At 34.6% G+C, this 23,748-nt stretch carries 17 protein-coding genes; 3 read left to right on the forward strand and 14 right to left on the reverse strand.

The window, feature by feature from the left end; translation table 11 throughout:
* Positions 1 to 37: 37 nt before the first annotated feature.
* The 3 genes from ACFS5J_RS11910 to ACFS5J_RS11920 all read right to left on the reverse strand — a co-directional run bounded on the left by ACFS5J_RS11910 (position 38) and on the right by ACFS5J_RS11920 (position 3,721).
* Positions 38 to 1,156: an endonuclease gene (locus ACFS5J_RS11910; RefSeq protein ID WP_379812432.1), complete on the reverse strand. Its 1,119-nt coding sequence runs from the start codon at positions 1,154 to 1,156 to the stop codon at positions 38 to 40.
* Positions 1,157 to 1,162: 6 nt separating this feature from the next.
* Positions 1,163 to 2,377: an RsmB/NOP family class I SAM-dependent RNA methyltransferase gene (locus tag ACFS5J_RS11915; RefSeq protein ID WP_379812433.1), complete on the reverse strand. Its 1,215-nt coding sequence runs from the start codon at positions 2,375 to 2,377 to the stop codon at positions 1,163 to 1,165.
* 75 nt (positions 2,378 to 2,452) lie between these two features.
* Entirely contained in the window at positions 2,453 to 3,721 is a 1,269-nt protein-coding gene (locus ACFS5J_RS11920; protein ID WP_379812434.1) for a hypothetical protein, read from the reverse strand.
* Between the two features lie 124 nt (positions 3,722 to 3,845).
* Here ACFS5J_RS11920 and ACFS5J_RS11925 point away from each other — a divergent pair, with 124 nt between their 5' ends.
* The 3 genes from ACFS5J_RS11925 to ACFS5J_RS11935 all read left to right on the forward strand — a co-directional run bounded on the left by ACFS5J_RS11925 (position 3,846) and on the right by ACFS5J_RS11935 (position 7,617).
* Positions 3,846 to 4,898, forward strand: coding sequence for a WD40/YVTN/BNR-like repeat-containing protein (locus ACFS5J_RS11925; protein WP_379812435.1), 1,053 nt, complete (start codon positions 3,846 to 3,848; stop codon positions 4,896 to 4,898).
* Positions 4,899 to 4,913: 15 nt separating this feature from the next.
* Complete coding sequence (gene cls, locus ACFS5J_RS11930) at positions 4,914 to 6,380, forward strand: cardiolipin synthase (protein WP_379812436.1); 1,467 nt, start codon at positions 4,914 to 4,916, stop codon at positions 6,378 to 6,380.
* Positions 6,381 to 6,600: 220 nt separating this feature from the next.
* Entirely contained in the window at positions 6,601 to 7,617 is a 1,017-nt protein-coding gene (locus ACFS5J_RS11935; RefSeq protein ID WP_379812437.1) for an META domain-containing protein, read from the forward strand.
* Positions 7,618 to 7,667: 50 nt separating this feature from the next.
* Here ACFS5J_RS11935 and chrA read toward each other — a convergent pair whose 3' ends face one another.
* The 11 genes from chrA to ACFS5J_RS11990 all read right to left on the reverse strand — a co-directional run bounded on the left by chrA (position 7,668) and on the right by ACFS5J_RS11990 (position 23,537).
* Entirely contained in the window at positions 7,668 to 8,801 is a 1,134-nt protein-coding gene (gene chrA, locus ACFS5J_RS11940) for a chromate efflux transporter (RefSeq protein ID WP_379812438.1), read from the reverse strand.
* Positions 8,802 to 8,819: 18 nt separating this feature from the next.
* Positions 8,820 to 9,566 carry a sulfite exporter TauE/SafE family protein gene (locus ACFS5J_RS11945; protein WP_379812519.1) on the reverse strand — a complete coding sequence of 249 codons (747 nt, stop codon included), beginning with the start codon at positions 9,564 to 9,566 and terminating at the stop codon, positions 8,820 to 8,822.
* A 21-nt stretch (positions 9,567 to 9,587) separates the two neighbouring features.
* Complete coding sequence (locus ACFS5J_RS11950) at positions 9,588 to 10,133, reverse strand: GRAM domain-containing protein (RefSeq protein WP_379812439.1); 546 nt, start codon at positions 10,131 to 10,133, stop codon at positions 9,588 to 9,590.
* Positions 10,134 to 10,379: 246 nt separating this feature from the next.
* Positions 10,380 to 11,549, reverse strand: coding sequence for an MFS transporter (locus ACFS5J_RS11955; protein ID WP_379812440.1), 1,170 nt, complete (start codon positions 11,547 to 11,549; stop codon positions 10,380 to 10,382).
* A gap of 3 nt (positions 11,550 to 11,552) precedes the next feature.
* Positions 11,553 to 12,977, reverse strand: coding sequence for an SDR family oxidoreductase (locus ACFS5J_RS11960; RefSeq protein ID WP_379812441.1), 1,425 nt, complete (start codon positions 12,975 to 12,977; stop codon positions 11,553 to 11,555).
* Between the two features lie 189 nt (positions 12,978 to 13,166).
* Entirely contained in the window at positions 13,167 to 14,732 is a 1,566-nt protein-coding gene (locus ACFS5J_RS11965; protein WP_379812442.1) for an arylsulfatase, read from the reverse strand.
* A 239-nt stretch (positions 14,733 to 14,971) separates the two neighbouring features.
* Entirely contained in the window at positions 14,972 to 18,241 is a 3,270-nt protein-coding gene (locus ACFS5J_RS11970) for a fibronectin type III domain-containing protein (protein WP_379812443.1), read from the reverse strand.
* 328 nt (positions 18,242 to 18,569) lie between these two features.
* Positions 18,570 to 19,517 (reverse strand): NmrA/HSCARG family protein, encoded by a 948-nt coding sequence (locus tag ACFS5J_RS11975; RefSeq protein ID WP_379812445.1) that lies wholly within the window; start codon positions 19,515 to 19,517, stop codon positions 18,570 to 18,572.
* A 10-nt stretch (positions 19,518 to 19,527) separates the two neighbouring features.
* On the reverse strand, positions 19,528 to 20,127 hold the full coding sequence (locus ACFS5J_RS11980) for a c-type cytochrome (protein WP_379812446.1): 600 nt from the start codon (positions 20,125 to 20,127) through the stop codon (positions 19,528 to 19,530).
* A gap of 246 nt (positions 20,128 to 20,373) precedes the next feature.
* A complete protein-coding gene (locus ACFS5J_RS11985; protein WP_379812447.1) occupies positions 20,374 to 22,101 on the reverse strand; it encodes a tetratricopeptide repeat protein in 1,728 nt (575 codons plus the stop codon).
* 56 nt (positions 22,102 to 22,157) lie between these two features.
* On the reverse strand, positions 22,158 to 23,537 hold the full coding sequence (locus ACFS5J_RS11990; RefSeq protein WP_379812448.1) for an FAD-binding oxidoreductase: 1,380 nt from the start codon (positions 23,535 to 23,537) through the stop codon (positions 22,158 to 22,160).
* Positions 23,538 to 23,748 lie beyond the last annotated feature (211 nt).

Consider the following 23,748-nt stretch of genomic DNA (forward strand, 5'->3'; position numbering starts at 1 on the left):
CTTTTTCGGTTATATAAAGGCATTGTAATATACAAGCTTAATTCACGATGATTTTTGTTGTGAATATTCCATTTTCTCCATCTAATAATTGCACCCAGTAAAAACCACTCGCTAAATTTGAAATTGTATAGACTTTATTTGAAACAGTAGGATTAATAATGTGCTGGACAATCTGGCCATTCACATTGTAAATCGTAATAGAATTTAAAGTATGCTTAGTACTGATGTTGAAATCACCATTCTGACTTGGATTAGGATAAATGCTGAAACTTGTATTAGCTGTAAAAGTATTAGCTCCTAATGTTGTACAGAAGCTTGACCAAATTTGGCACACATATTCCGGATGGTCCACATATGGATTACGATTCCCTTGATAATTATAAAGAGCATTGTTGCGATCGATTTCTTTTTGTGAAACAGGATCATTTAAATGCCAATCGAGTAAAGTGTACAAAAAAGGATTGCTTAAACCTTGACTAGTTGTCGTGAACATATCATAAGTCCAATTGGCAATCTGACTTTCATAACGTGTAATAAAATAGAAATATATTCTAGCGATATCACCTTTAAATTCATCAACAGGTTCGAAAACAGTTCCGGAATAACCGGCAAACAATCCAGTGTTAACATAGTTACCTAATTTCGATCCATTTAAAGTAGGATTAGAAATACCACTTTGAGAAATCAAATTTGAACCCACATTTCCAAAGGGATAATTACTTCTAAAACCATTCACACGACCATCAGTTGGTAACAAATGATGGGCATCCGAACGCATGGGATAATTTTGACTAAAAATCGATTGAGGAATTACATGTTCCTTGTTGTAACATACTCCTTCAGCGTTGTAATTTCCACATTCATCTGTAATGGGAGTATAGTTATACGGATCGACACCATTTGGATTTTCAGAATAGACATCTAAAATTGTTCCATCATTTTCATAAGTTGTATAATTATCCAAATCGTGAACTGCAGTAAAAGTATCAAAAGCATCATAACCTTGATCAACATGACCTGCAGTTATGATGGCACTTAATTGAGTTTTCAACGTATAACCCGTTCCTGTAGCAGTGTTATAATATCCTGCTGGAATTTGAGCCATTCCAATTTGAACTATTACAAATGAAAATAATAGCGTAAAATTAGATTTCATTTTGTTTTACATTTTTCGTTCTAATAAAGCCATATAAAAGCCATCAAAACCACTTTCATAGGCTAAAACCTTTTTATCTTTTACAAATGTAAAGTTTTTTCCTGCTTCTGTAGTTAAAAAATGTTTTATTTGTTCCTCATTTTCAGAGGGTAACACCGAACATGTAGCATAAACCATTTTACCTCCAGGCTTAACAATTTTAGAATAATTCTCTAAAACCTCAGCTTGTACTTTTTTGATGTTGTCAATGAATTCAGGTTGTAACTTCCATTTGCTATCAGGGTTTCTTTTTAAAACTCCTAAACCACTACAAGGCGCATCAATTAAAACACGATCGGCTTTTTCGTGTAATTTTTTAATCACTTTCGTCGAATCAATCACGCGGAATTCTACATTGTGAACACCATTACGTTTAGCACGAAGTTTCAATTGCTTTAATTTACTTTCGTAAATATCCATTGCAATTAATTGCCCTTTATTCTCCATTAACGAAGCCATGTGTAGGGTTTTACCACCTGCACCTGCACAAGTGTCCACTACACGCATACCTGGTTTTACATCAAGGAAATAAGCGACTAATTGTGATGAAGCATCTTGTACTTCAAATAATCCATCTTTAAAAGCTTGTGTCATGAAAACATTGGCACGCTCTTTTAAAATTAAAGCATCTTCATATTCTTTTGATGGGTAAGTATCTATATTAAGATCCATTAAAATCGCTCTTAATTTCTCTTTTGTAGTTTTTAAAGTATTTACACGAAGGATAACCTCAGCTTGTTGGTTTTGAGCCGCTAATTCTTTTGACCAAATTTCTTCACCCAATTCTTTTGCACCCAACTCATCCATCCAATCAGGGATAGATTCTTTGAATTTGCGTATTTTTGAAAGTTCATCAAAACGACCTTTGATACGACGAACAGGAGTGCCTTCAAAGTATTTCCAATCGGGTAAATTAATACCTCTTAATACAGCCCATACCGCAAATATTCTCCATATTTTATCGCGATCAAGAGGATCTCTAACCTCAGCAATTTCCATGTACAAACGTTTCCATCGTACAATTTCGTAAATGGTTTCCGCAACAAACTTTCGGTCACTACTTCCCCAACGTTTGTCTTTCTTTAGTGCTCTTGCAACTACTTTATCGGCATACTCTCCCTCATTGAAAATCGCCATTAGCGAATCAATAACGGTAAAAACTAAATTTCTATGTAATCTCATTCTTTCTTAAATCAGCCTGCAAAGATAGTAATTTAAATAAAAAAAGCTGTCGCAATTGACAGCTTTCTTAACTTATTATGAACGTCCTCCGTGGTTTGAATTTCCTCTATTTGAATTAGTTCGGCCTCCCGAATTAGAAGTTGCTCTTCCACTGCTTCCACTTTGTCGGTTAGATTTTTGCATTTGAGGCGTACTTCTTTGTGAAGTAGATCGGTTTTGTGTAGTCGCTGCTCTAGACTTACTAGTATTACTGCGTTCTGCTCTAGCTCTTGGCGAATTCATAGCCGAACTACTATTTTTTCTGTTTTGAGTAGTATTTCTTGGAGAATTAATGGTTGTACTATTATTTCTTCTTGGTGTTGCATCTGAAGTTCTATTGGCCCTAGTTTGCGCATTCATTCTAGGATTACTAGATGTTGTAGCTTCAGCATTTCTTCCTTTTCCTCTTCCTGTATTATGAGTACTGTTAAAAGTTCTACCACTAGTATTACTTTGTCTAGTGTTAGTACGTGTTCTGTCAGAATTTGAAGCAATAGCATTTCTACCTCTTCCTGAATCGTTGTACGCTAATGCTCTAGTACCTGGAACTCTTGTACGTATATTTCTATTACGGTCTAGTTCATAACGATTTGCATATCCACTATGTCTGTGGTGGAAAGAACGATTTGGGTATCTTCTTTCATAAGCATTAGCTCGTCTTCCATAATAGCTGTTGTAAGCGTAGGAACACCTTCTGTGGGTTACATAATGGTAAGTATGACCAAAGTTGATATGAACTGCAATATGATTACGGTATCGGAATACAGGGTAAGGATTCCAAAACGTGAAATAACTTGGGTAATATCCCCAGTACCATGATGAACAATACGGACGATAGTGACCAGCCCAGAAAGAAGCATAGATTACCGGACGGTGTACATATACGGGCTCATAAATATAATTTTCGCCATACATATAAACATCACCTACTACTTGAACTTGTACAGCATTATTGCTGTCTCTTTCAACTTCAACAGTGGCAATATCTTGATACAAATCACGGTCAAGAACAGCTTGTATTATGATGATGTGTGCATTTCCTTCAACCGATTCAATAACGCGAAGGTAATCGACATAATTATCTTGGTTCAAATCAAGATTAGAAATTTGAGAATTGGGATCATTAAGTCTTCTCTCAAAATCTTCCAAATCAGAAGCATCACCAAAAATGGTGGCCACCGCTCTTAAATCTAAATTATCACTAATATCAGAACTATTTGCTCTTACAGTTGTCCTATCCTGTGCGAACGTTGGGAAGGCGAATAATAAAGCACCTATGCACGCAGTTATAAATTTTGTTTTCATATCTCTCTGTATTATTGAATTATTAATCGTTACAACGAACAAACCAATTACTATGCCAAGAATTATTTTTTGGGGAAAGGAACTTGTGTTAAAAATTGTAACTTAGCAGTAAATAAGCACTTTTATGAAATTTTTAGTACTGTATTTTTTTATCGGGTTAATGTTTATTTCTTGTAATAAAAAGTTAGAACCTAGTAGAAAATTATCCAATATTACAATTGAAACCATTTATGAAGACAGTATTGCCATTAGAGGTTTATGCATTGGAGAAAAGGAACTTTGGTTTTCGGGAACACAAGGAAGATACGGTGCAATAACGCTAGATTCTCAAAAAGTTTTTAAAGGAAAAATTATCAATGATACGCTTAGTCTGGATTTTAGAAGTATAGCCAAAACAAAAGATGCTGTATTTATGATGAGTGTCGCTAGTCCCGCTTTATTGTATCGAATTTCTAATGATAAAAAACTTGTAACCTTGGTTTATAAAGAAGAAAACAGTAAAGTGTTTTATGATAGCATGCATTTTTTGAATGATTCAATCGGAATGGCAATGGGCGATCCGATTGACGATTGTTTAAATGTTATCCGTACAGCAGATGGAGGTAAAACTTGGAATAAAATACCCTGTGAAGTTTTACCTAAAGTGTATGAAGGTGAAGCGGCTTTTGCAGCTAGTAATACCAATTTAATTTTCAAAGGGAATACTATAGTTATGGTTTCTGGCGGGAAAAAGGCGCGTTGTTTTGTAAGTAAAGATGCAGGTAAAACTTGGAAAGCATATAAAACGCCTATAGTGCAAGGCGAAAGTATGACAGGGATTTTTACTGCTGATTTTTATGATGAGAAAATAGGAGTAGTTGCGGGGGGGAATTATGAAAACCAACAAGATAATGCAGCGAATAAAGCGATAACTACCAATGGAGGAAAATCATGGAAATTAATAGCCAAAAATAAAGGCTTTGGTTATGCTTCATGTATTCAGTTTATTCCCAATTCACAAGGTAAAGGATTAGTATGTGTGGGCGGAACTGGGATACATTTTTCCAATGATAGGGGAAATACATGGGAAAAGGTTGCAGAGGAAAAAGAGCTTTACACCATTCGTTTTCAAAACGATTCGATTTTATACGCAGCTGGAAAAAATAAAGTTTGTAAGCTTAAATTGCATTATCAATAGTTAAAAGTTTTTGTTATGAATCTTTTAAATGGAATAGAAATAAATCTTTTTTTAATCGTACTCTATTATCTGTTTATCATAGGGGTTTGTATTAAAATTATTTTGGATACACCTACCCAAAGTAAAGCTTTAGGGTATTTATTTCTAGTGACCTTCTTTCCAATTGGAGGAGTATTTATTTATTTTACACTTGGTGTAAATTATCGCAAGGCAAAATTATACCGTAAGAAGCTGAATATTGATGCAAAAGGCTTTAAAAATTTACGCGATAGAGTGCAAATTTTCACAGATCGACTATTATCGAAATACGAATTAGAATTAGCTAATTTCTATCCCTTAGCAGTAATTATTAGTAAAGAACAAAACATAACGACAGACAACAATTCAGTTCAATTATTGGTAAATGGTAATGAAAAATTCAAAGCATTACTTGCTGATTTAAAAAAAGCAAAACGCCATATTCACATTCAATACTACATTTACGAGGATGATAATATAGGTAATGAAATAGCAACAATTTTAATTGACAAAGTTAAAAGTGGAGTAGAGGTAAGGTTTATGTATGATGACTTTGGAAGTATGGGGATTAAGAACCTTATTAAAAAATTACAAGTAGGGGGAGTTGAAGTAGCGCCATTTTATAAAATAATTCATCCTTTTTTTGCTAATAGAATGAACTACCGCAATCACAGAAAGATTGTTATAATTGATGGAGTAGTGGGTTATACCGGCGGTATAAATGTGTCTGACAAATATATCAATACAGCTAATAGCGAGCTTTTTTGGCGAGATACGCACTTAAAAATTGAAGGAGCTGCAGTTATGAATTTACAACAGACTTTTCTAGCCGATTGGAATTTTTGCGCGGAACAAGATTTAGGATATACAGAAGAATTGTTTCCTTTTGGAAGAGAGAACGAGAACTACTATGGTAATACGCTGGTACAAGTTTCGGCTAGCGGCCCAGATTCGGAATACCCTACAATTATGTATTCAATGATTCAAGCCATTGCTACCGCTAGAACACAAATATTGATTACGACTCCCTATTTTATTCCTGAAAAATCGTTTATGGATGCTTTAAAAATAGCCAGATTGAGTGGGGTAGAGGTTCATATTATGGTACCAGGTATTTCCGATTCCAGGATTGTGAATGCTGTATCCAATTCACAATACCAAGAGTTATTGGATATAGGTATTCGGATTTACAAATATTCAAAAGGATTTATACACGCCAAGACCATGGTCTGTGATGGCTTAGTATCTTTCATTGGGACGGCAAATTTAGACAATCGTAGTTTTGAATTGAATTTTGAAGTCAACACAGTGGTATACCAACAAGAATTAGCTAATCAGCTCATAGAAACATTTAAAATGGATATTGAAAATGCTGATGAAATTATTTGTAGTGAATGGAAAAATAGACCGAAATATCAAATTTTTATGGAACAAATTTTACGCTTGTTTTCAGCTGTAATGTAATGATATGCAGTTTTTAAGCTTTTTTGTAGACGACAAGGAATTATGCTACAATTGAATAATGAAGAAATAAATTAAGTTTTGGTCTGCTTTTTGACCATGTAATATCGTTTTGGATTTATAGTTTTAATGAATTGTTAAATAATTGTGGTAAATTAGAGCATTAGTTACAATATCTTAAATTTGTATGTCTGAGTATTGATAATATTAAAATGAATTAAGTATGAGAATTTTTCAAGCAGGAGTAATTATTTTAACTACGGCTTTTATGTCATGTAGTGGAACCAAAAACACTAGTTTTTGGGTAAGTGGATATAAAACAGAAGCCTCTATGGGAGCAGGAAAAGGAGAAGTTTTAAAAGTATACAAAGGAACAGATTTAGCTCAAGCAAAATGGGAAAACTTTTATGCTCCCATTCGTGGATTTGAATTTGAAGAAGGTTTTTACCAACAAATAGAAGTAAATGAAATACAACTAGAAGCTTCTAAAGTACCAGCTGATGCTTCTTCAATTGAATATACTTTGGTAAAAGTATTGGAGAAGAAAGCCGATGAACGCTTGCTTTTAAATGGTGATTGGATGTTATCCGTGTTAAACAATCAAAATGTGAGCAATCAGGAAAACTTACCATCACTATCATTTGATTTAAGTAAAAGTAGAATTTCAGGGACTGATGGCTGTAATGGTTTTTCGGGTACAATTAAGAATATCACTTCCGTTTCAATTGAGTTTGGTCCTTTGGCAGCTACGAAAAAAATGTGTATTGATATGAAAATAGCAGATGGTTTTATGAAGGCTTTGAATACGGTATCGGGTTATAAGTATGAAAATGAAAAACTAACATTTTCTGATAAAGAGGGACAAATAGTATTAGAATTCTTGAGAAAATCTAATAAACCAAATCAAAACCTTCACGATATCTGGAATGCTGTTCGTATAGAGGGAGGACCAATCAATCGAATGATACAAGCGCCACGTTTAGAAATCAATTTGACGACCAATATGGCAATGGGATCCGACGGTTGTAACAATTATTCGGGCAAAATTGCAAAAGTTTCCGATTCAGCATTAGAATTTGGACCTTTAGCGGGGACTCGAAAAATGTGCCGTGATATGGAAGTAGCGAATCGTTATAATCAAGCGTTACAGAAAGTGAAATCGTATGTAATTAAAGATACAATGCTTCAATTATACGACGAATCAGGCAATGAGGTATTAGCCTTCTTAAAAGGAGATTAATTGCATTAATAGAAAAACTAAAAGCCTCTTCAAATCCGAAGAGGCTTTTTTTATAGTAATAGTAACAAATAACCTAATATACTTCCACCAATAACAGTCCACATAACATTTACTTTTTTTAAAGCAAAGGTAATGATGAGGCTCATTAGTGTAATGAGAATTGCTTTCCAATCAATAAGTGTTGCCACGCTCATATTAAAAAGCACGTTTACCATTATGGCTACAGCTGCTACATTAACGCAATCAAGAAAATAGCTTAAAAAGGAAGATTGTCGCATTTTAGGGACAAAAGGATTTAAAAGCAATACAAATAAAAAGGAAGGTAGAAATATACCTAATGTAGCTGCTAATGCACCCCAAAAACCATCCAATTGATAACCAATAAAAGTTGCTGTTGATAATACAGGACCAGGTGTAAATTGACCTACAGCAACAGCATCTATTAATTGTTGTGGGTTTAGTAACCCTTTAGCCACCAATTCGCCATCAAGGTAGCCAAACAATACATATCCTCCACCATATAAAACGGCTCCTACTTTAAGAAATACCCAAAATATTTTTGAAGTTGTTAACTGTGCAATTGCAGTGGTTGAACTTTGTAAAAACAATAAAGGGATTATAGATTGAACGTTTGCCGATTTTTTTTTGTTACGATAGTTGAAATACAAAGCTCCAGCTAAACCAAAAAATAATAACACGTAAATTTCGTTAAATCCAAGTAAACAAGCTATCAAAGCCAGACAACCCAAGACAGTCAATTCAGTACTTTTTAGTGCTTTTTGACCGAGTTTTAAAATAGCAGAAACAATTATAGCCAAAACGGCTGGTTTTATACCCCATAAAAACGGTTCTACTTTTGGTAATTGGCCGTATGTGGTATACAACCAAGCAATGCAACCAGTCACAAGAACAGCAGGAACAATGAAACTAATGCCTGCTACAAAAAGGCCTAAAGAACCACCTTTTTCGTAGCCACAATGCATGGTCATTTCGGTAGAATTTGGACCTGGAATTAAATTAGTTGCACCAATAAGGTCTAAAAAGTGCTCACGCTCCATCCATTTCCTTTTATTCACGACTTCTTCCTCCATCATAGCGATGTGAGCAGCAGGCCCACCAAAGGAAAAACAACCAAGTTTAAAAAAAACTTGGGCAATTTCTTTAATACTTGTTTTAACAGTCATTCTTTTAAATAGCTTAATTTATGAAGTTGTGTATTGTTTTGCGATTATATTAATTAAGGTTAATAAACCAATACCTAAAATCAATAGCAAAGATATTTTTTTGAATTTATCTTGAGGAATGTAAAAAAGGATTTTTTTTCCAATATAAGTACCCACAAGTCCAATAACAAACAAAAAAGGAAGATAGATTAAGTCATGTTGGTGAATGTATCCATTTTTGAAATAAACAAAAGTTCGAGTAGAATCAATTAAAAAGTCGATAAAGGCAGAAGTGGCAATAAAAACATTCTTTTCCAAATTAAAAGCAGCCATCGTTAGTCCTCGAATAGCGCCACCCGTTCCTAACAAACCAGCTGAAAATCCTGATAAGACTCCTCCAGTAATGGCGTTTTTGGGATTAGGGGTAATAATTAAGCTCTTTCGCAATAAAAAAACAAGACTTAAACCTATTAAGAATAAAGCCAGTATAGTTTCTAAAAATGTACTGTTGACCAAAGTAGTCAAAAGGCCTCCAATAATTACAAATGCCACAGAAGGCAATCCGATTTGGAGTAATAGTTTTTTGTTGAGTCCGTTTTTAAATAGAAAAATCTTACTCAAATTACTTGAAAAATGAAAAATAGCGGTAAGTCCTAATACCGAATGAAAATCAAAATAGAGATTACCAATAGGTACGAAAAAAACAGACGATCCAAAACCGCCTATTGTACCTATGACTTCTGCTAGTAAAGCAAGGATTAAAAAAATATAATTAATCTTGTCCAGAAAATATCGATTTGAATATTATTAGCTATTTTTTTCTTCCAATAAAGTTATCAAATCATCGCTTTCATTTAGTATAAAATCATATTTTTTATCATCGTTTGTTGTTATGCGAATACTATTGTCAGTTTTCAGAGCAGTTTTACGCTTTTCAATTTTAGAAATAGAAGCTAGCGGAATGTTAGTTTGTTGATTTTGAATATAAAGTTGGTGCGATTTGAAAATTAAGTTTTCCGATGTTAAGAATATTTTACCACCTTCAGCCCCTATACCTTTGAAAAGGTTGCCTTGAAATTCTTGTACAATTGTTTCATTAGGATTTAAAATAGGTATTGTATTTTTTGAAAGCGATGAAGTAAACTTATGACCAAACTTTTTTACAACAAACGGAAAAGCGATTCCCATGAAAAAACCAAAAAATAATCCTTGAAAAAGTAATTCATTTGTACTGTAAAGTTGATCTTCTGTAAAATAATCAAATAGCCAAAGAATTCCAATGTAAACAAGACCATTGAGTAATGCTAATAAAATCCGTTGTTTCCAATTCATTTTTACAATTTTAGGTTCCATATGATGGTGTTTTGTATAAAAATAGTGATATTATTTTAAAATACCGAACTTAAAATAGAGTTCATCGTAATTTAAATTTAGTAGTCATATTTATTGTGGTTGATTCTTTTTATAACCTATAAATTTGTCAATAGCAAATTTGTTTAAATGGACTAATTTACTAGATTTTAGCTATTTTAGAGTTGAACAAATGGGCAAGATTCAAGAAGATTTTAGATATAATTTTAAACGTATTATAACTGATTTTTAATACATCTTATTTGATTTTTTGATTAAAGCTGTTAAACCTAATATTGGTCCAATTGCGAGTAATAAATATAAATATTCAGGAGCTATTGTATTCGCTAGCGCATTTATAGTCTGTATGCTGATTATAGTTATAGCAAACCCTATACAATTTACAATTGTAAGAGATGTACCTCTTGTTGCTTCGGGTGCATTTTGAGCTACTAAAGTTGAAAATAGTGGAGAGTCTGCTATTACAACAAAAGACCAAAAAAATAAAAAGCTCAATAAAGTTATTATTGAATCTGTGGATAAAAATAGTGGTGATACGATACAACACAAGCAGGACAAGGAAAGTGCTGCCGTTGCGACCTTTTTTGGTCCTAATTTTAGGGATAATAAACCACTTGTTACACAAGCAAGTCCTCCAATGGCTATAATGAAAAATGATAGTAATGCTATTGGGAGTTCGTTGTTCACATGCTTTGTGTTATAGAGTTTAAGCATTACAGGCACAAAAGCCCAAAAGGAATACAGTTCCCACATATGTCCAAAATATCCAAAAGCAGCAGAACGAAAGTTATTGTTTTTAAAAACAGTTACAAATGCCGAAAAGTTCATTTTGGAACTGATTTTTCGGTAGGGACCATTTGGAACAAATAAAAAAATTAAACTACCACCCAGTAATGATAAAATAGAAGTGATGTACAGTACATATTTCCACGAAAGGGAACTAGCGTAATTTTTAATGAGATGAGGAAATGCTGTTCCTATAACCAAAGCTCCAACTAAAAATCCTAGTGATTTACCTAATCCTTTTCGATAGTAATCGGAGGCAATTTTCATGCCTACGGGGTAAATTCCTGCCAAAAAGAATCCTGTTAAAAATCGAAACATTAGTATTGTAGTAGGAGTAATTTCAGGGAGTGTAATAGCTATATTGAAAAGTCCCGCCATAATAGAACTAATAAAAAAAACCAAGGAAGGCGAGTAGCGATCGGAAATGGTAAAAATGGCAAAGAATAAGGTACCGGATATAAAGCCAAATTGTATAACACTTGTTATATGTGCTAAGAATGAATCATCAAGTTGTAAGTCTTGAATAAGATTTGATACAATTGAATTTCCGGCAAACCAAAGTGAAGTGCAGAGAAATTGCGAAATGACAATTAATGGTAAAATCCATTTCATTTTTTAAGTTTTTAAAGAAGTCAGCGCTTTTATCATCCCCTTAAAAATAAAACCATGAAAAGGTAATACGGCATACCAATACAATCTTCCCATGACACCCAGTGGTCTGAATGTTGCTGTTTGAATTAATTGATCACCTGTAATCTTAAATTCAAGCCAAGCCTCTCCTGGTAATTTCATTTCCGCAAAGAGTAACAATCGTCCTTCTTCTTTATTAGCATACAATACACGCCAAAAATCCAATGCATCACCCGCATTTAGTGAGTTTTCAGATGTTCTACCACGTCGTAAACCAACACCACCAACAATTTTGTCTAAAAAACCTCTGAGACGCCATAAAGCGTTTCCATAATACCATCCATTTTCACCGCCAATACGCCAAATATTATTCAAACATGTAGCTCTATCAATGATTTTTCTTTTTCTAACATCTTTAAAACAGCCATAGGTTGGTACATTTAAAAATTCAGATAAATTAAAATTGGAATTACTACTGATAAAAGCGTCTTTCCAACTAGAGACAACGGCGTTACTTTCAATTTTATTAAATGCTTTTTTTAGTGCCTCTTCATAGGATATGGGGGTAATATTCAATATTATATTGAGATCTTGATTGCGACAAATCACTTCAACTTTCATACTGCTTACCAATGCTGTTGCCAATTTGTAGGAGGTTGAGGTGACAAAATATAACCAGTATGACGAAAGCCTTGGAGTCATTACAGGGACTATATATATGAAACGTTTTAAATTTCTAATCTTTGCCAGTTTTAACAACATCATTTTGTAAGAAAGTATGTCAGGTCCCCCAATATCAAAATCGCGATTATAAGTTTGTGGGTTGAATAGCGCTTTGCTTAAAAATTGTATGACATCTGTGATACCAATGGGTTGGCATTTGGTATTGAGCCATTTGGGAGCTACCATTATGGGTAATTTTTCAACCAAATCACGCATTATTTCAAAAGATGCACTTCCGGAACCTACAATGATCCCAGCTCTTAGGGTCGTCAAAGAATATTTGCCTTTGCTTAATTCAGTTTCTACATTTTTTCGTGAACTAAGATGTTTGGAAAGAGTAGATTCATTTACAATACCACTCAAATAAACAACTTGTTGCGCGTTTGTTTTGTTAACCGCTTTTCGAAAATTTACTGCAGATATCATTTCTAGCTCTTGGTAGTCTGTTGCTGAGGCCATAGAGTGTACCAAGTAATAAGCAGCATCTATATCCTTTGGTATTGCCGATAAGGTTGATGCATCCAATAAGTCCAACTGGATTATTTTTATTTTGGAATGTATGGAGTCGGGAATGTGAAATCTTTTGCTATCACGAACACAACAAACGACTTCATGTCCATTTTCAATTAACACGGGGAGTAGTCTTTTACCAATATAACCTGATGCACCTGTAAGCAATATTTTCATGTTGATCCAACTTTAATATTGTTTTAAATATGTTGAAATAAAGAAACATCAATTTACGAATAATTATAGAAATTATTAACCGGAAATTACACAATATTTTGTTTGATATGTGTTTATATTTAAAGTAGTATTAAAAAAAAGAACGAGTACCCCCGTTCTTTTAAATGATATGTAAAATTAAAAACTATTTTATTGCGATCCTTTTTTAACAACCTGTTCCACTACGTTTGACATGTCAAAACTTTTACCACCTTGAACTGGAGGATAATCGATTAAAGTTTTTAAATGGAAGTTCATCTGTTCACCTAGTGGTGCCATTAACCAAGACACTTTCTGCATCAAATGGCCATAAGCATCTTCAGAACTATAACTTTCAAAAGGATCCATTCTCAAATTGAAAACATAGGGAACTGTTCTTGGTTCTACATTACCATAGTAAGTCTCTTTCCAATTGAAATGGAATTTCCAAGGCCCCATTCGCACAGCATTTAATTTACTTTCATAGTAATAGAATAGTAAATCCCTTTTGGATTTATCGGTTTCCCCTTTCCAATAGGGTAGGTTATTGACGCCATCGATATATTGTTTCTTTTGTTTCATCATTTTGTCAGCTACATTATCAACACCTGCTGCAGCTGCTAATGATGTAAACATATCCATATGGGCTTGAATACCGTTTTTTATTTGTCCGGGTTGTATAACGCCTGGCCATTTTATCATACTCACTACACGAACACCACCTTCAGTAGTACCCATTTTCTCTCCACGGAAAGGTGTAGTACCACCATGAGGCCAAGAATTATGTTCTGGACCGTTATCAGTTGAATACCAGATGATAGTGTTTTTATCCAATCCTTGATCTTTTAACCATTGCAAAACTAATCCTATATCGTGATCGTGTTGTAGCATTCCAGATCCGTGGACATCTGCTTCAGATGTGTATTTTTCTGCAGCATAACGCCATTCGTCATTTAAACGAGTGTACAAGTGCATTCGGGAAGTGTTTAACCACACAAAAAACGGTTTTTTATCATCTTTTGCTTTTTTCATAAATTTTTCAGCCATCGGAATTACTTCACCAGCATCAAAATTTTTCATACGTTCTTGCGTAAGTGGGCCTGTATCTTCAATGCGTTGTTTTCCTACTTTACCAAATCTTGGGTCGTTGGTACCATCTTCTTTGTTGCTTGCCCAAGAATGGATAACTCCACGTGTTCCGAATTTCTTCTCATAATCTTCAAGGTTTCCCGAATAGGCTTTCGCAAAATTTTGATAGTCACGTTGCTCCGATTCTTCTTGAGTGTTTAAGTGGTACAAGTTGCCGTAAAATTCATCAAACCCATGTACTGTTGGTAAATGCTCATTTCTATCACCTAAGTGGTTTTTACCAAAGTGCCCAGTGGCATATCCTTCATCTTTTAAAACTTCCGCTAAACATGGCGAAGCAGCTTGAAGCCCTAAAACGTCACCGGGTTGCCCTACCGTAGTCATACCACTTCTAATAGGGTATTGACCTGTAATAAATGACGCACGTCCTGCAGTACAACTAGGTTGTGCGTAATGGTCGGTAAATTTAATCCCTTCGTTACCGATACGATCAATGTTTGGAGTAGTATAGCCCATAGTACCCATACCATAAGCACTTACATTTTGCCATCCGATATCGTCTCCCCAAATAACCAAGATATTGGGTTTATCTTGAGAATAGGCACCGAAGCAAAATGCTAATAGAACCGGAATAATAGTTTTTCTCATAATTTTTATATTTAATATTGATAACTCTATTTATTCTTTGGATGGGGCATAGGTTTAACTATCTGGGAACGGAGTAGTTAGTTATACCGAATTTACAAAAAAAAACACATTTAGCATTTAATTTGTGGGATTTTTTCTTACTTTTTTTAAAATGAAGATGTATTCCCCTTTTAGTTTAGTTTATTCCATAAAAAAAAGCCCCAAAATGGGGCTTTTTAATTGTATATAAATAAATCAAATTATTGTTTGATTACTCGCACTGGAAAGGATTTACCTTCAGCAGTCACAACAACATTATAAGTTCCTGCAGTTAAGGCAGACATGTCTAATTGTGTTTGTGTAGTATTGCCAACTTGTACTAATACTTGTTGACCTAACATGTTATAGACAACTACTTTTTCAATATTTTGAACAGCATCTAAGTTTAATACAGAGGTAACCGGATTAGGATAAACTTTAAATGAAGTACTATCAAAAGTAGAAGCACTTAAATTTTGATCAACAGTAACATCATCGATATAGATTGCACGGTTAGTACCACTTAATCCATGTCGAAATGCAACATAACTATTAGTACCTGCAGGTATAGCTACAGTGTATTGTGCGTATACATCTGTTAAATTTATTGTTTGTAAAGCAATAAATGTATCAGCATCATTTTGATCTGACATAGTTCCTACTTCCAAAGAATATCCCGCAACAGAACCACGAGCATAAAAAGTAATGGCATTTGAACCACTTGATAAGTTGGTAGTTTCAGGAGAAACTAATAAATAATCTCCAGATAAATCTGATAAATTATTTAAAATGTAAACATTTGGCGTAGAATATGAAAAGGTACTTGAAAGTCCTACATAACCATAACCTGAACCTCCAGTTGTTTCGGTGTACGTCCAACAAGATGGAGTTGTAATATTATTCGGACTTCCTGCAGGAGTGGTATCAAAGTTTTGAGAATATGGTACTGTAAAAGCACTACATGGAGTAGTAAAAGTGACAGGTGCTCCCCAGTTACTATAACTATTAGTAGAACATTCTGTACGCATATATAGCTCATACGTTGTATTAGGACTGATACCAGTGTTTACTGTTAGACCATAATCTCCAACAGAAATTCCTGCACCAGTTGGTTCTCCTAAACCAGGAGCTTGGATTACATATTGAAAATCAAAAATTGAAGGTATGACATCCCAATCAATATATACCGATGATGTGGTGATATTTGAAACTACAATGTTAGTAGGAGGAAAACAAGCTGGAGCTTCGTCAATACGTATATCATCGATTGCCATATCCCCTAAGAAGTTACCACCTCTTATACCTCTAAAGCGAACTTGAATGTTACCTGAATAAGTACTTAAGTCGACAATTGCTAATAACCAAGGGTCATTTTCAGAAGTTTGCTGCTGACCAACTTTTACAAATACATCATTTGTCCAAGTTGTCCCATTGTAAACATCTACGTGTAATTCTCCCATTGAAGAACCATACATATGGTAAAAAAATTGTAGAGTAGGAGATGTTAATGTATTAATATTAATTACTGGCATATACAATTCTGCTACTGCTCCTGAAACACCACTGTTTGCTTCTGTAAAGAAATAGTTGTAGCCACTGTGCGCAAAGAATGGTCCTGTATTGGCACTATTGTTGGTTTGATTAATAGTGTAAACATTCCAGCGGAAAGATGCAGTTGTTCCAGAAGGTGTAGTGTTCCAACAATCTGAAATATCAGCACTTGTAGTAGATGCTGCATTATCAACGTTATAAAAATAAGGTGCATTGATAACCGCACAAGGTGTCTTGAAACGGATAGGACCTAACCATGTGCTTGATTCAGTACCACAATCACTTTTTAAATATACATCATAAAGAGTATTTGGTAAAAGACCTGAAGTAATTGCTAAACTAGGTGTAGTATTTTGTTGTACAGTGGTACCGGTACCTTGAGTGAATCCTATAGCACCGTATTCAATTATCCAATTTGTTGCAGTACCAATTTCATTCCAAGTTAAAGTAGCTGATGTAGCTGTTACATTACTAAATGTCAAACCTTCAGGTTCAACACAAGTAGGTGTTAATTCTAAAGCAAAATCATCGAATGAAATATAACCATTTACAGTTGAACTTTGATTTACACGTACTCCAAAATAATAGGTACCTGTAGTAGTAGGTACAAATGTTGATTTTACACGTGTATACCCTTGAGTTGAAATATTTATATTTTCTCCAAATGGAATATAGGTAGCGCCTATTTGAGAAGCACCTAATGAATTTTGAATTGTGTTTACTAAATAGTCAACCGACCAACCTGTTTGGTTATTACTTTGAATAAAACTCGAAAAATCATATGAGGTTCCTGCAGTTAAGTCGAAACCAATTGTCCACATGATATCGTTAGTTGCATTGGTTTGCGTACGTAAATATTTAGTTCCAGAATATGGAGAGCTCGAAACGGGTGAATTTGTTATTGACGTTGCCCAGTCACCGATTTCCTTAGACCAGCAACTTGGAAAATAGGTTGAACCAACACTTGGTAATCCATCAAAGTTCTCATTCCATGGCAATGTACTAATTGCTGCGCAAGTAGTTTGAAAAGTATAAGGCCCTGCCCAAAAACTTTCCTCTGTACCACCACAGTTTGTTTTTATATACAATTCATAATTTGTCTCTGGTGTTAAAGTTGCAGGTGTCGTAAATGGATTTGTTGTGGCTGTATTCCCACTTGCGGATTGTAGGGGTACAGAACCTCCTGTTGGTTGAATAATGTATTGCCAATCTGTAGCAGTGCCTGTCTGAGTCCAAGAAACAGTTGCATTTAATGGTGTAATATTCGAAAATAACACATCAGTAGGTGCAGGACAAGTCTGTGCAAATGTAAATCCAAATATTGGTCTATTCTTTGTTTCAAATGTTAATAGATTTGGAAGAACGGTTCCTGAAGCATTAATATATTTCGTACTATTATTATTTGCAGGATTGATACAAGAATCAGTATATTCGTATGCCCATGTGATAGTAGTACTTTGAGTGGCATTTGTATATTCCATGAATACAGCTAAATTTTGTGTTCCGCTATAGGCATAAGGTGCAAGTAAAGGAAATTCTTTCCATCCTATTGTATTACCTACAATTGGAGCAGGATTACTGTCAAATACTAACGTTGCTGTTGCCGTTTCTACGCTCCAATCTAAATCTGCTGTACCCCAATCAATAGCCGATACTTCTTTTAAGTAAATTTTAAAATTTGGAGTTCCTGCCATTGCATTACCTGCTAAAAGACGTTTGAAATGCATACTGTTTAATGTTTTTCCAAGTATGGGTTCCAAATTTTCTTTTGGTAATATTACTGCAGTTCGATTATAGGCTCCTGCAGCGGGTATTGAATACATTGGTCCATAAGTGTTACTTCCAGTTGTTGTAGAGTTACACGTATGTGTTGTCCATGTTTGTGCATCCATTTGCATGACTGCAAAGAACATTGCAAACAGAAAAATAATTTTTCTCATGATTAATAACTTTTATTTTTTGCAAAATTAAATATTTTATAACTGTTTGTTAAACAAATAGTTTTGTAATTAAATATTTTAACACAAGTTGATATTTAGTCAAGATTTTGTTAAAATTACCGAGTAAATAATTGAACTTCTACTTTTTTTTTTTTTATCTAAAAAAAAAATATTGATTTTTAATGAATATGATAATTATTAATTTCGTATTAAATTAAATTTTCGACATAAATACTTGAAAAGGATTGATTTAAGATTAATTTTTTATTGATTTAATGTGTTTTTTAATTTTTATAAAACAGATTACTACTCCAAGTTTAAAAGTTTATTATAATGGAATTCGTTTTGCGTTAATAGTAAGCCAGTTTTCAAAATTTTGCATTTCAGGGTTAAGTTCAACTGAAAGTTCTTCATTTCTTATACTGTTAAAATCATTATTGAAATCTCTTTTGAATTGAAACATATTACCAAGGTCGTCTGCACCTGGAAACCCGAAACTTCTGTAGGTTTCAGGAGTAACATTGTTATAATTGACTTTTATACCTAATGCTTTTGATAGTTTAGCAGCCATTTCGTCTCCGTTTAGTTTTTCGCCAACTATTCCAACTGTTTTATTCAATAATGTTGCTCCTTTTTTAAAGATACCATAGGCGCATTTTCCAATATCCTCTGCAGCCATACCGGCCAATTTTTTGTCATCCATAGGAAATGTAATGTAGTAGTGACCGTCTTCTCCCTTTTGAGGTCCCATACCAAAATGAATAAAGTTATCCCAATAAAACGAAGTCCGTAAAAAGGTTACGGGTAATTTAGCTGCTACAAACAATTGGTCTGCAGCTCCTTTACCGTCAAAATGGGGAACTTTGTATTTTCCCTGAAGAGTTGGGATACTGTCATCATCAAGAGGAACCCAATTTCTGGTATCTTCTAAAGTAGACCAAATGATGTGTTTTACGTTTTGGTCTTTAACAGCCTCTATGAAATTGATAACTTCTTGGTATTCTTTTTCGGCAGAGTAGTGTTCCCAAAAAAACGTCACAAAATAGACCCCATACGAACCTTCAATTACTTTCTTTATACTAGCGGTATCGTCAATATCAGCCACAACAACCTCAACTCCTTTTTCTTGTAATGCTTTAGCTTTATCGGAATCTAGGTTTCGCGTTACAGCTCTCACTTTAAATCCGGAATTAGGATCTGCTAATATAGCGGCTACAAGTCCGCCTCCTTGAGCTCCAGTTGCTCCAAAAACTGTAATAATTTTAGTGTTATTCATTTTTTAAATTTTAATTATGCTGTACAATATCCGCCTCAGGGACAATATTATGAACAGGTTTTATACTTTTTAGATAACTGAATATGGCGTGGATATCTTCATTTTTTAAATTGATAAAACTAGCCCAAGGCATTGGTGGTAGTAATAGACGACCGTTATCCAAACCTTTAAATTTTCCTTCGGTAATGGCTTTTTTAAATTGTGCTTCTGACCAATCGCCAATTCCTGTTGCATCAGGTGTTAAGTTTGCTGCATAAGAAGTCCCCCAAGGGCCTTTACTAGCTGTTAAATCGGGGTAAAATATAGCAAATCCCTCTTTGGTTAAATCATCAACGTTAATAGTAAATGGTGGACTGTCGGATTGAAAACCAGATAATAGTAATTCGGGTATAATCTCAGGTCCTTGAGCTCCCATACGTTTAGGAGAATGACAATCGTTACAACCCATGATATTTACAAGATATTCTCCTTTTTGTATAATATCTTCAGTTTTTTCGATTGGAGTTGCAGAAATATCAGTTGGTTTTTCCTTGCTTTTTTCGCAGGACGTTATTACAAGTACGCAACTTAGAAGTATTAAGCCCATTATCAATAAAATATTTTTTTTCATTTTATTACATTTAAAAGGTCGATTCCACTTATCTGCATTCTTAATAATTCAACTCTTCATTGTGATTATTGCTAATTGTTATTACAGAAAATTTTGGTGATAACCAATTCATGTAGTTTCGGAGCTGAAAACTATACTATTGATAAACAGTAACGTACTCAAATTTACAAAAAAAAAGTATAAGTTATTGATATTTAAGTGTTTTAGTGCTTAAACAAAATAATAAAAAATAAAGGATGTTGTCTATTATTTAATTGTTGATGAATGCAATTCTATATCTGCAGTTTTCCAAGCTGTTTTTAATTGCTCATTGGTTAGTTGGAGGTTTACATCATCATGAAGTAGCGTATAAGCAGTTTGTAAGCCGTGTAAGGCCCACCCATTTTTTGGAAATTTTTTTAAATCTTCGCTGTAAGTTTGAATGGCAGTTTTGTATTGTTTTGCCTCCAGTTGTACAGCACCTAAGTGGTGTCGTACAGAAAAGAACCAATCAGGTGGTTCATTGTAATTTAAAGCATCTTCTATGGCAACAGCTCTTTTAAGTAGTTTGATGCTTTCAGTATATTTTTTTTCCGTTGCTAAAATTTCGGCATTCAATATTTTTTCCGCAATTTGTACAATATCATACACCGAATTTATTTCCCAAATAGAGATTGACTTTAAACTTTCATGACCAGCTAGTTCTTGTAATGAAGCTAGTTCAGCTTTCGCTTTGCTCATTTCACCTTTACCTACATACGCCATGCCTCTAGCATAATGCTCAATTGCTTTAGGGTATTCTAAATCTGTAACTTCGTTTTTAAAAGCTAGTATTGTGTCCCATTTTCCAAATTTAACGTAGACAAAAAACGGTATGGCATAATAATGTTGTAAAGTACTCCAACCTGGTTCCTTCATAAGTTGTAGACTAGTGTTTTGCGATAATGAATTGGCAGCATCTAATGCCCATTTGCTGTTACCTTCTAATGTAGCTGTTGCTACCAAAAAATGTTGGTTGTGTGGAAAATAGGCGAGAGGATAGACACCTTGAGCATGGCAATTACTAACATAGTTACTGTCAACCGCAATTGCATGCAAGTTTGCCTTTGTCCCCTTATGGTAATCACCTGTTCGTATATAAATGTGAGAAGGCATATGGACTAAGTGTCCAGCTCCAGGAACCAAACCCTCATCATATAGTTTAGCACTGTTTAATCCTTGTCCTGGATTTTTGGAGGCTTCCACAGCATGGATATTTAAATGATGGATGCCACAATGCTTCGGACTCTTTTTTAGTACGTGATTGATGGTTCTTAATATCTCTGGAGTCCATTCTTTTGGATTACCTTGTTTATCATACAAATCCCATGGATGTAAATTCATTTGCGACTCGGCGTAAAGAAATCCTATATCAGGGTCATCTGGATAATTTTGAAAGATTTTGCCCATTTCAATGGCATATTTTTTATCCAAATCACTTCGATCTTCCACCGGTAAAGCTACGTATCGCGTTGCTAACGCATGTATCAAATCTTTTTCTACAATAGGAGTATTTTCGTTAAGTAAAGCTATTGCCTTTTGGATGGCATTGTAGGCTCTTTCATAGTTGTCAGATTCCATACCGGCATTATAATTGGGACCTAAAACATATGCATATCCCCAAAACGCCATCGGACTATTGGGGTCGAGTTGGGTAGCATAATAAAATGATCGTGTTGCCTCTGCATGATTGAAACCATAAGCAAGTACCATTCCTTGATTAAAATATTGCTGTGCCAGAGGTACTGAAGTTGTAATGGTACGATTAAAATCACCTAGATTTTTAAATAATGGTGCTGTTTTTCCCGATGTATACCAATCTTTGTCGGTTGTAATAGGCATACAAGATACTTTAGCAGTTACTTTAGGAACTACAATTTTATTTGCTTTTTCTTTTTTACAACTACTGAACAAAGTTAAGAAGAGAGCTACTAAAAGTAGTATTCTGGTTTTCATGGCCTGATGGGATTAAAACCCCCATTACTTTTCAGGGTAATAGGGGAAATAAATATTTAGGAAAAAGGACTAATATTCTGGTTCACACGAAATAAATTTTGAGGATCCCATTTTTTCTTACAGTTTACCAATTTCTCCCAAACTTCAGGAGTATACGCTTGTTTTACACGGTTATCGCCTTCAGCACTCAAGAAATTTACATATACACCTTGAGCAAATGGTTCTGTAGCTTTATGGAAATTTTTGGCCCATTCTATCGCTCTTTCATCATCACTTTCTTCACGCCATCGGGTGTGAATGTTTAACAAAAAGGGTGTTTGTCGGAATGAGAAAGCTGTAGCATCAGATGCAATTCTACTTGGAGCACCTTCCATGTGAGGAATAAAGATTTCACATTCTGCTGTAGGTAGAGAGTTGCCATATTCAATAATGGAATCAATACAGGCATCGGATAATGATTTCAAATGGTGTGATTTCCAATAATTTCGCGCGCCATGAGTTACGAGTCCATCAAAAGCAGATTGCCATGCAGTCCATGGGTGCATTGCAGAGCCATCGCCAAGGGTTTCTCCAAAATCGCGTATTGGTTGCATTAATTTCTTACCCTCTTCTTCGTCTCCAAGCCATACAAATGGGACAATGACCACTAATTTACCATGATGTTGTGCGTCTAAAAAGGGTAGTGGTGGTGCATGGCGTACAACCAACCAAATGGTCATGTCATCGGACATATTGCGTACATAATCACGGTGAAATTGTAAGTACGCTTTTGCGTTGTCAAACGATTTAATAATTGGTCCGGAATACACTTGTTGACCAATTGAAGCCGTTTTAAAAGTAAACGAAGTTACGACGCCAAAATTTCCGCCTCCACCACGAATTGCCCAGAATAGATCGGGATTTTCGGTTGCATTAGCTTTTACTATTTTTCCTTCAGCCGTTACGATCTCTGCTTCTAATAAATTGTCAATGGAGAATCCATATTTGCGACTAATCCATCCAAATCCACCTCCAAGTGTTAGACCTCCTACACCAGTGTGTGAAATAATACCCGATGAAACTGCCTGTCCAAATTTCTGTGCTTCAGCATCTATGGCACTCAGTAAACAACCGCCTTGTACAGTGATTTTTTGGTTCTCCGGATCTACTTTTATTCCTTGCATTAGGGAAAGGTCTATTACCAATCCATTGTCACAAGATCCTGTTCCAGCGGAATTGTGACCCCCTCCTTTGACTGCTAAAAGTAAATCGTTTTCTCGAGCAAAATTAACCGCTTCTACCACATCCTGTGTTGTTTTACATTGTGTAATAAGCGCTGGTTTTTTATCAAACATTGCATTCCAAATCGAACGGGCTGCATCGTATCGTTCATCTGCTGGAGTAATGATATGGCCTTCAAAATGCGATTTGAAGTCTTCTGCTGTAAATTTAGTCATGATGTTAATTTTAATTAGTGTAAAACATTACATTTTATACCCAAGAAAAGTGAAGTAGGTAGCCTTAATATTTTACAAAGAGATTGTTGGGAAGTTATACATCTACTTAATAAGAGACGATGGATTGTTAAATTTCAAATTGAAACAATCTAAAGCGATATGCCATGTTGGTAATCATGTCAGTAAATAGATTGTGGTCTGCTATAAAAAC

This window comes from Flavobacterium chuncheonense (genome assembly GCF_042686145.1).
Lineage (GTDB): Bacteria > Bacteroidota > Bacteroidia > Flavobacteriales > Flavobacteriaceae > Flavobacterium > Flavobacterium chuncheonense.